2 protein-coding genes are annotated in these 2212 nt (G+C 67.9%); both read right to left on the bottom strand.

Translation table 11 applies throughout. The annotated features are described in order from the left end of the window. Nucleotides 1-69: 69 nt before the first annotated feature. The gene (gene istB / locus AB0B63_RS32435) at nt 70-864 is read right to left on the bottom strand and encodes an IS21-like element helper ATPase IstB (protein ID WP_357025862.1); all 795 of its coding nucleotides are present in this window, start codon (nt 862-864) and stop codon (nt 70-72) included. After that, the gene (istA, locus tag AB0B63_RS32430) at nt 865-2145 is read right to left on the bottom strand and encodes an IS21 family transposase (RefSeq protein WP_357025859.1); all 1281 of its coding nucleotides are present in this window, start codon (nt 2143-2145) and stop codon (nt 865-867) included. It abuts the gene before it with no gap. Nucleotides 2146-2212: the final 67 nt, after the last annotated feature.

The following is a 2212-nucleotide window of genomic DNA, read 5'->3' as shown; positions in this document are numbered from 1 at the left end:
CTGTCAACGGCGGACTGGAACTGACCCCCTAACGACGGATTGGGATTGACCCCCGGTGGTCGTTTCGTGTTACTTGTCGCGGTCCTTTGCGAGGAGTTCTCGGCGGGCTCTGGTGCGGTAGGACTCGCCTGCGAGGGTGAGGACTTCGGCGTGGTGCACGAGGCGGTCGATCATCGCGGCGGCGACGACTTCGTCGCCGAAGACCTCGCCCCACCGCCCGAAGGGCAGGTTCGAGGTGACGAGGATGGAGCCGGTCTCGTAGCGAGATGCGACGAGTTGGAAGAACAGGTTCGCTGCGTCGGTGTCGAAGGGGATGTAGCCGACTTCGTCGACGACGATGAGCTTGTAGCGGCGGATCTTCTTCAGCTCGGCTTCCAGGGCGCCGCGGTGGTGGGCGCGGGCGAGGCGGTCGATCCAGTTCGTCGCGGTGTCGAACAGGACCGAGTAGCCGGAGTGGGTGGCCTTGATCCCGAGCCCGATCGCCAGGTGTGTCTTGCCCAGGCCGGGCGGGCCGAGCAGGATCACGTTCTCCGCCTTCGGGATGAACGTCGCCGTGGCCAGGTGTGCGAGGACGTCCTTGCGGAGGCTCGGCAGGTGGTCGAGGTTGAAGTCTTCCAGGGTCTTGATCGCTGGGAAGTGCGCGGTGCGGATCCGCATTGTCGTGCCGGCGGACTCGCGGTCGGCGACTTGCCGTTCCAACACGGCGGCGAGGTACTCCTCGTGCGACCAGTTCGCCTGTCTGGCTTGGTCGGCCAAGGTCTCCCAGGTCCGCCCGATGGTGGGTGTCTTGAGGACTCTGGTGAGGTAGGCGAGCTTGGATCCCAGCCCGTCCGGTGTCGGTCTACTCTTCGTTGTCGTGGTCATCTACGTTCCTCCGGCTGCGCTTTCCTGGACCGCCTCAAGGTTGGGGCGGGGGTCGAAGTCCACGCCGAACAGGGCGTCGTAGTCCGGCAAGGCGCGGATCGCCACGACGTGTCCATCGGCGTGTAAACGAGTCGAGGCCTGCCGCCGGCGGGCGGCCAAGTCCTGGCGCAGCAGCCGGGCGGTGGCCTGATGCTCGGGATCGGTGATCGTGCGGGCGTGACCCCAGTCGCGGTCGTGATCAGCCACGACCTGCCCGGCGCACGAGGCGACCATCCGCGAGGGGGTGGCGAGCACGTCGACGAACCTGCCGATGCACCGAGGGTCCACGGAGTAGTCGTTGCCGTCGATACGCACGTAGTAGTCCCGCCCCAGCCGCACCCGATGCGTGAGCCCGATCGCCGGCGCCACCGGCGGCAGAGCCACCATCGCGGCCCGGTCCGCCGCCCACCTGGCCGTGGGCGTCGTCGATCCGATCGCCCGCAGGACGCGCGTGTTCGCGCGCTGCACGAGCCAGTCGCTGATCTGGACGTTGAAGTCGAACGGCGAGGTGAACACGCGCCCAGGCAGGAACGAGGTCTCGAAGAACCCGTTGCGCCGCTCGACCAACCCCTTGAACTCCGGATCCCTGCGTGGGGCCAGGCGAATGCGCACCCCGATCGTCCCGGCGAACGACGCCGCCTCCGTCGTGAGCTTCCCGGTGCCGCCGATCGCGGCCTCCCGGTCCCAGACCAAGGTCCGTGGACAGGCGCCCCACCCGGCCACGATCTCCCACATCCCCGCCAGGATGTCTCCGGCCTTCCGACTGGGGATCATGACCGCGTCCGTGACTCGCGAGTACCCGCAGGTCATCGCGAGCACCGGCAGGATCCGCTCAGCCCCGCTGCCAACCGGGATCGGCTGGGGTGGGAACCACAGGTCGCACTGGGCGACCTCGCCCGGGTCGTACTCCACTCGGTCGGTCGGGTCCGGTGGAACGAACAACGGGCGCAGCTCCCGGACCCGGTCTTTCAGGATCGTCAGCGACTTCGTCCACCCGATCCGCTCAGCGATCACCGTCGCAGGCATCCGCGGGAACTCCGCGAGCAACGCCCGGATCTGCGGCTCGACCCCGTCCACCAACGAACCACGAGGGCCACGCTCACGCGACGGCGGCGCCTGCGCCCGAAGCGCCGAACGGACCGTGTTACGCGCCACACCCAACCGACGCGCGATCTCCTTGATCGGAACACCCTCAGCCCGATGCAACCGACGGATCTCAGCCCAGTCTTCCAATGCGATCACCCCTCCAGCCTCGGAGGGGTCAGTCCCAATCCGCCGCTAGAGGGTCAGTCTCAGCGCGTCGTCGACA

Source organism: Micromonospora sp. NPDC049081 (assembly GCF_040648835.1).
Classification (GTDB): Bacteria; Actinomycetota; Actinomycetes; order Mycobacteriales; family Micromonosporaceae; genus Micromonospora; species Micromonospora antibiotica.
The sequence above is the reverse complement of the archived record's forward strand: the minus strand, read 5'-3'. Positions and strand labels throughout refer to the sequence as shown.

Bases quoted from the DNA above. Each gene is read 5' to 3' on its own strand.
- istB (WP_357025862.1), bottom strand. From the start codon at position 864: ATGACCACGACAACGAAGAGTAGACCGACACCGGACGGGCTGGGATCC.